General features: G+C 41.4%; 4 protein-coding genes. 3 read left to right on the top strand and 1 reads right to left on the bottom strand.

What is annotated here, in order from left to right:
• Nucleotides 1-438: 438 nt before the first annotated feature.
• Nucleotides 439-2094, bottom strand: coding sequence for a DUF885 family protein (locus FL972_RS00495; RefSeq protein WP_144602268.1), 1656 nt, complete (start codon nucleotides 2092-2094; stop codon nucleotides 439-441).
• 396 nt (nucleotides 2095-2490) lie between these two features.
• Between FL972_RS00495 and FL972_RS00490 the strand changes: the two genes are divergently transcribed.
• The 3 genes from FL972_RS00490 to FL972_RS00480 all read left to right on the top strand — a co-directional run bounded on the left by FL972_RS00490 (nucleotide 2491) and on the right by FL972_RS00480 (nucleotide 7792).
• Nucleotides 2491-3882, top strand: a complete 1392-nt coding sequence (locus FL972_RS00490) for a S8 family peptidase (protein ID WP_144602266.1) — start codon at nucleotides 2491-2493, stop codon at nucleotides 3880-3882.
• Between the two features lie 267 nt (nucleotides 3883-4149).
• Complete coding sequence (gene metK, locus FL972_RS00485) at nucleotides 4150-5403, top strand: methionine adenosyltransferase (RefSeq protein ID WP_144602264.1); 1254 nt, start codon at nucleotides 4150-4152, stop codon at nucleotides 5401-5403.
• A gap of 214 nt (nucleotides 5404-5617) precedes the next feature.
• Nucleotides 5618-7792 (top strand): bifunctional alpha,alpha-trehalose-phosphate synthase (UDP-forming)/trehalose-phosphatase, encoded by a 2175-nt coding sequence (locus tag FL972_RS00480; protein WP_144602262.1) that lies wholly within the window; start codon nucleotides 5618-5620, stop codon nucleotides 7790-7792.
• Nucleotides 7793-7900 lie beyond the last annotated feature (108 nt).

Here is a 7900-nt window from a genome sequence, read left to right as displayed (position 1 = left end):
GCCTGACGGCAGTCAGGTCTGCGAATTTTTCTGCGTTAATCTGCGGGAAAAAAAATCTCCCGCCAAGTGGCAAAGAAGCAAAGAGATATTTGAGAATAAAGTTAATCCCGTAGGGATTCAAGCTAGGTAGTAAAGAGATGTTTTCGCAGATCACTTCCATGCTGTAGGTATGGAAGAATTTCGAAGTTCTGCCTCTGAAAAAATGAAATACAATGGAAATAAGCTTCGCGAAATAAAGTCGGCTTCGCCTCCTGAAATAAGTCCTTTGACCTGAAATCAAACTTTGCCTCTTCAATTCTTTGCGGGCGAAATATCTCCCGCCAAGTGGCAAAGAAGCAAAGACCTGGTTAAGACAAATAAAAATCCCGTAGGGATTTAAGCTTGGTAGCAAAAGGTTTCTTCAGAGCACATCTCCATGCCGTAGGTCTGGCACAATTTTCACATCCCTTCTATAGGATCCACCCCCGTCATTTCCCATTGACCCAATGAAATCGGAATGCTTCCCATGCCATTCAACTGATCAAAGAAATCCTTCAATCTGAACTCTTCCCCTTTCGCCTCTTTAATTCTTGCAAACTCAGCCAAGGTATTTTCGAGGAGAAATTTCCCTGTAATATAACTAGAACCGTATCCCGGCTGCCGCATGTACAAATGCTGCTCAAAAAGCAGGAGCTCTTTTTCTGTTTTCATCCAACCTCTAGGCGTATAATCTGAATGAATTCCTCCAGCTTCTACCATGGTCATCTCATTTGCCTGAGCATATAGTGAACCTAATCCCCTAGCTGCACGCTGAGCAATCATGATATAGACAATTTCCCGGGATCTGGGAGAATCCTCATACAAGCCTGCATCCATAAACATCTCTTCCACGGCAGTTGCTGTTCCCTCATTTCTGGAATCGAAAATATTATAAAGAAGTGGGCCTTTCCTGATCGGACTGGCGTGGGGCTCATTATCCATAATGGCCAGTTCAAACCAATGATAAAAATGTGAATACAAAGGCAACGGATCAATATGCATTCCAATGGTAAAGAAGTTTCGCTTTTCTTTGGGAATGAAACTGCCTCTATGCTCCCTCAGAGCAGGTTCGAAATAATCCTTCACTGTGAGAATCTCTTGATCCTTCAAAAACTCCATAAATTTCTGAATGGAATTCTCTGTTAGCTTTTCAAAATCCTCTGCCGTATTTGCTTCCGCTAAAGGAGGCAGATTTCGATTTTGATGCTCCTCCAACTTTAAAGAAGACCAGGCTCTAGCCAACTCTCTTTTAAGTATCATCACCTCATCCTCCCAGGTCAGAGGCACCAAGTGGACATTTTGCAAATACCAGGTATAATTCTCCTTACCAATTCCTGACTCGCCGGTTTTATTTGCTGATTCCTTTGTAAGCCATTCTACAAATCCCTCCGTTGACTTAACCGCTTTTTCTACAGCCTCTGCCAATTTCGGATCATTGCTGATTTCAGGTATGAGCAAAAGACCCTTCAAATCTTCAACTTGCGTAGCGATGGTTGGAATTCCTGCCTCCCAAAGCTCTTTTGCATTTCCAGTGAGATTGGACTCTGCCTGCTTATTGAGCGAAGGGATAGCCTGAAGCTCTTTCAAAAGTTTCGCTTTGCTACTTTCATCCAAGGGGAATTCGTACTGCCAAAACTCGAGAGTTCCATGATGCGTTGGGCCCTCGTGAGCAGGAACATCACTTCTTTCCATCCAAAGTGATTTATAAAATGCAGGATCTCTTGCCCAAGGACGAAGTACCCTATCATTGAAATCATACCCATTCATTTCTGCCCAAACGATTCTCCAATCCACCTTTTCAGGAATAGCCCAGCCAGAGGTATCTATGGCTAATAATTCTTTTTGTAATTCCCTAAACTTAGTATGTCGTAGTTCAAAAGTTGCTTTTCGATAATCCGGAGCTCCATCATGAAGTGGCGGATTTTCAAAAGATCTCCATCTTTCAAAAAGGTTGACCAAATCAGAATATTGACTTGAACTTTTGTGATCCGAGGTGGATGTATCACTGGGGTCTTGGCAAGACCAAATTGTAAACATAGCCAAGTTTATTAGTAAGAAATGAACAGCCTTCTTCATAGTTGAAATTGGATAGAGGATAAAAGTTACCGAAACTTTATTGCGCGTGGGGGATGAAGCAAAAAAAGTTGAATATTTTTTCAAGAAAATTAAAAATTTTTTCAGCCAAAATTGGCTTTCTGTACCAAAGAAAATTTGGAATTAATCGCTCTTTTTAATTAGTCCAAAGAAGAGTGTAAAGCATTTTATTTTAGGGAAAGTCCAATTTTCAGCTTATAAAAAAATCATGAGATATTAAATGAGGTTTTTATTTGCAAAGCTTGGTTTAAAAAAGGCGTGAAATGGGATTTAAAATTGATTGAAAGGATAAAAAATTTTCTTTTTCGATAGGACTCATCTATGATATAATATTCAGTAAAAGGTATAAATTCCCAAAAATCTTTAACCATCAATCATATGATAAAAATTAAACATGCGCTGGTTTTCCCTGCTTTGTTAGGGCTAGCAGTTTCTTGTACTGATGTTGCCGAAATTGAGCCTTCAGTTTCAGAACAGATCAAGCTTGATCTTGGTCAAAACTTTGTTCCTGGTCAGTTGCTGATCAAAATGAGAACAGCTACTACCGGATCCAGAATTTCCGCTGACATTTTAGGAGCAATTGGAGGTACTGTAGTAGAGGAAATCAAAACCGGTGCTATGGAATTAGCCAATGCCAGAAAAAGCGGTCCAAGCGGAGATTTGATTTTAGTAGACACAAAAATTGGGACTTTGGAAGCTATAGAAAAGCTGAAAGCTATGCCTGAAGTGGAATATGCAGAGCCAAACTGGATCTACCAGCATTTTGCTACTTCTAATGATCCCTATTTCACAAGCGGTCAACTTTGGGGAATGTCTGCCAACGGAAATCAATTCGGGAGTGGGGCAGCTTCTGCTTGGGCAGCGAATAAGCTAGGAAGCTCTACCGTTTACGTGGGGATTATTGACGAAGGCTATATGTATGAGCATGAGGACTTGATTGCAAATGCAGGGGTAAACCCGGGTGAAATACCAGGAAATGGAGTAGATGATGATGGAAATGGCTTGGTTGATGATGTCTATGGATGGGATTTCGATGGCAATGACGATTCACTTTTTGATGGAGTAGGGGATGACCATGGTACCCACGTAGCCGGGACAATCGGCGGTGTAGGAGGTAATGGCATAGGTGTAGCAGGTGTAGTTTGGAATGTAAAAATGATCGGAGCTAAGTTCTTGGGCTCTAGAGGCGGCACCACTTCAAATGCAATTAAGTCAGTGGATTACTTCACTGATTTGAAACAGAGACATGGATTGAATATCGTAGCTACCAATAATTCCTGGGGTGGCGGAGGTTATTCTCAGGCCTTGAAAGATGCCATTGATAGAGCGAATGCTGCTGGAATCTTATTTATCGCAGCAGCGGGTAACTCAGGAACAAATAATGATACTTCTCCAAGCTATCCTTCTAACTATGACAGCCCTAATGTGATTGCAGTGGCATCTATCACTAGTTCGGGAGCTCTTTCCAGCTTTTCTCAGTTTGGTGCATCCACAGTGGATTTGGGAGCTCCTGGATCAGGGATTTGGTCAACTGTTCCCACTACTGTTGGAAGAGGTAAAAAGGCTTCTATCGGTTCTGGCTATGCTAGTTACAACGGCACATCCATGGCGACGCCTCATGTGACTGGTGCAGCAGCTTTATATGCTTCACTAAACCCAACAGCAAGTGCTGCACAAATCAAAGCAGCTATCTTAAATTCAACCACACCGACTGCTTCTTTATCAGGGAAGACTGTTACAGGTGGAAGATTGAATGTTTCTGGCTTTTAATATTTCATAATACTTAATAAAAAAATGGGAGGTCCAGCAATGGACCTCCTTTTTTATTCCTAGCCATAAAGTATCGTTCACACCAATTTCAAACGTGGAACCAAGAGCTGTTAGATTTTTAGAAAATTTCACCAATTCTTCTAAACCACATTTTTTCTGAAAAACCAGGGCATTAAATCCTGAAAGACATATAGGTTTAGGTTTTTTATTTCCTTCAGTTCCCCTATTTTTGGGCTTTCGTTGAAACAAGCATAAGAACGTAATTTTATGGCATATTTATTTACCTCAGAGTCAGTGTCTGAGGGTCATCCTGACAAAATCGCTGACCAGATTTCCGATGCGCTGATAGATAATTTTTTAGCCTTCGATCCCAATTCCAAAGTTGCATGTGAAACGCTTGTTACCACAGGTCAAGTAGTCTTGGCTGGAGAGGTGAAATCCGATATTTATTTGGATGTGCAGAAGATTGCGAGAGATGTGATCAACAGAATTGGTTACACCAAAAGTGAATACATGTTTGAAGGGAATTCCTGTGGTGTGCTTTCTGCTATTCACGAGCAGTCTGCGGATATCAATCAAGGTGTGGACCGAGCTAATCCTGAAGAGCAGGGGGCAGGTGACCAAGGGATGATGTTTGGCTATGCTACCAATGAAACTGAAAACTTCATGCCTTTGGCTTTGGACCTTTCTCACATGATTTTGCGTGAATTGGCAGCCTTGAGAAGGGAGAATAAGGATATCACTTACTTACGCCCTGATTCCAAAGCACAGGTTACCATCGAATACAGTGATGATAACGTACCTCAGCGAATTGAAGCGATCGTTGTTTCTACGCAGCATGACGATTTTGATGAGGAAGAAGCCATGTTGGCAAAAATTAAATCGGACATCATCAGTATCTTGATCCCGAGAGTGAAAGCTCAGTTGAAGCCTGAGTTGCAAAAACTGTTCACCTCAGATATCAAATATCACATCAACCCAACCGGAAAATTCGTAATCGGTGGACCTCATGGTGATACAGGTTTGACCGGAAGAAAAATCATCGTGGATACTTACGGTGGAAAAGGAGCTCACGGTGGAGGGGCATTTTCCGGAAAAGATCCATCGAAAGTAGACCGTTCAGCAGCTTATGCTACTCGTCATATTGCCAAAAATATGGTAGCTGCGGGAATCGCTGACGAAATGTTGGTGCAAGTATCTTATGCTATTGGAGTTGCTGCTCCGATGGGAATTTATGTGAATACTTACGGAACTGCCAAAGTAGGTCTTTCTGATGGAGAGATCGCCAAAAAAGTAGAGGAGCTGTTTGATATGCGTCCTTATGCTATTGAGCAGAGACTTAAATTGAGAAACCCAATTTATGAAGAGACTGCTGCTTATGGACACATGGGTCGTCAAAATGAGGTAGTAACCAAAACCTTTGTATCTCCATATAGAGATGAAATTAAGCTGGATGTTGAGCTTTTCACTTGGGAAAAATTGGATTATGTAGAGAAGATTAAGGCCGCTTTTAGCCTATAATCAACTCCAAAAAATATAGTAGCAAAGCCTCGGAAAATCCCGAGGCTTTTGTTTTTAGTACTCTCTTTATTTTTATTCCAAAAGACTTTAGATAAGTTAAGGAAAGATGAAATCTACAAATGGGGCTCAATTTTACTCCCTTTTTGCTTATATTTATCCGTATCACCTTTTTGTTAAGGATTTATTCCTTTCATGTTTTTAACCTAAACCTACCATGGCAAAAACCATCATTGTATCCAATAGACTACCTATTTCCCTGCGTCATAGAAATGGGCGCTTTGAATTCAAACCTTCAGCCGGAGGATTAGCTACTGGCCTAGGATCTATTTATAAATCAGGAGAAAACATCTGGATTGGCTGGCCAGGAAATACCGTAGACGATCCCGAGCAGCGGGCTGAAATCATTTTGGAGCTTCACGATTTGAAAATGGCTCCGGTTTTTCTCTCCAAAGAGGATGTGGAGCAGTTTTATGAAGGATTCAGCAATGAAACTCTTTGGCCGGCTTTTCACTATTTCACCCAGTATATGGTTTACAATTCTGAGCATTGGGAAGCCTATAAGCGGGTGAATGAAAAATTTTGTGAGGCTATTTTGAAAAAAGCAGATCCCGATGACACCATTTGGGTTCATGACTACCAATTGTTGCTGTTACCACAGATGCTTCGGGAGAAACTTCCCAATGCAACTATTGCTTTTTTCCAGCATATTCCATTTCCTTCTTACGAAATCATTCGAATGATTCCTTGGAGAAGAGAATTATTGGAAGGCGTTTGCGGAGCTGATTTGATAGGTTTCCACACCTATGATGATATGCGTCACTTTTTGAGTGCCGTGGGAAGAATTACAGGCATGTCCAGCGAAAGCGGTTATATCCAAGCTGAAAACAGGATTATCAATGTGGATTCATTCCCAATGGGGATTGACTATGACAAATTTGCGAAGCAAGCTAAAAGCAAAAAAACTCAGAGTATTGTCAGAGAATTCAGAAAACAGGTAGCTGATCAAAAACTCATTATCACTATTGACCGCCTGGATTATTCCAAAGGAATTCCGCAGCGCCTTCAGGCATTCAACAAGCTCCTCAAAGATCATAAAGAACTGCACGGAAAAGTATCCATGATCATGATTGTAGTGCCGAGCAGAGACAAAGTTCAGTCATACAAAGAGCTGAAAGAAGAAATTGACTTGCTCGTAGGACGGATGAATTCTGATTATTCTACGCTTAACTGGGTGCCGGTTCATTATTTCTACAGAGGTTTTCCATTTGAGGAGTTGAGTGCATTCTATAGCATGTCCGATATTGCTTTGGTGACTCCATTGAGGGATGGAATGAATCTGGTTTGTAAGGAATTTGTGGCGAGCAAAACTGACCAAACCGGGGTGCTTATTTTGTCAGAAATGGCAGGTGCATCCAAGGAATTGCAAGATGCTGTTTTGGTTAATCCCAATGATCAGCAGGGCGTAGTAGATGCTATTTATGATGCTTTGACGATGAAGCCAGCTGAGCAAAAAGCCAGAATATCCTCCATGCAAGAAAGCCTCAAAAAGTACGATATTTTTCAGTGGGTAAAGGTATTTATGGACCGAATTGAGCATGTGAAGCAAAAGCAAGCTGAATTGACATCTAAGGATGTAGATACTAAAGTGATCAATGAAATTCAAAAAAGCTTCCAAGAAGCGAAAAAGCCTGTTTTGTTCTTGGATTATGACGGTACTTTGACTGGCTTTGTGGCTAATCCCCAAGATGCCAAGCCAGATGCAGAACTCAAAGCCATTGTGAAAGGATTGAGTCAGAAAGCGCAGGTTGTCATTATTTCTGGGAGAGATAAAGATACTTTGGGAACTTGGTTCAAAGGCTTTCATGTGGACATGATCGCAGAACATGGCGTATGGGTGAAGCATAAGGAAAATAAGGGAGACTGGGAACTTTATGCCGATGTGGATGACAGTTGGAAGGATGACATCCGATCTGTGATGGAATACTATGTGCTCCGAACGCCGGGTGCTTTTATTGAGGAGAAGCATCACTCCTTAGTTTGGCACTACAGAAAAGTAGAAAGCGGACTGGGTGATTTACGAATGCGTGAACTCTTTAGTCATTTGAAATACATGGCGAGAGGGCATAATTTACAGGTCTTAGAAGGAAATATGGTTTTGGAAATCAAACGTCCAGATATCAATAAGGGCCGGGCTGCCACTGCCATGATGAAGGGGAATGAATATGACTTTATCTTGGCTATCGGTGATGATTGGACGGATGAGGACACATTTAAGGCAATGCCAAAAAATGCCTATTCCATCAGGGTCGGTTATGCTTATACCCAAGCTAATTATAATATTAAGTCCTTTAGACAAGTGAGAAATCTCTTGGGTAAATTGATTCAGTGATTAAGTATTCCTGAAATACGATTCGTGAAATAGGGTTTAAGGAAGATAGGCTTCCCCAGATAGGGTGAAGATATGCCTTCGGCGAGATAGCGGTTGTGGAATACGAAA

It is taken from the genome of Algoriphagus algorifonticola, assembly GCF_007655305.1.
Lineage (GTDB): Bacteria > Bacteroidota > Bacteroidia > Cytophagales > Cyclobacteriaceae > Algoriphagus > Algoriphagus algorifonticola.
The sequence above is the reverse complement of the archived record's forward strand: the minus strand, read 5'-3'. Positions and strand labels throughout refer to the sequence as shown.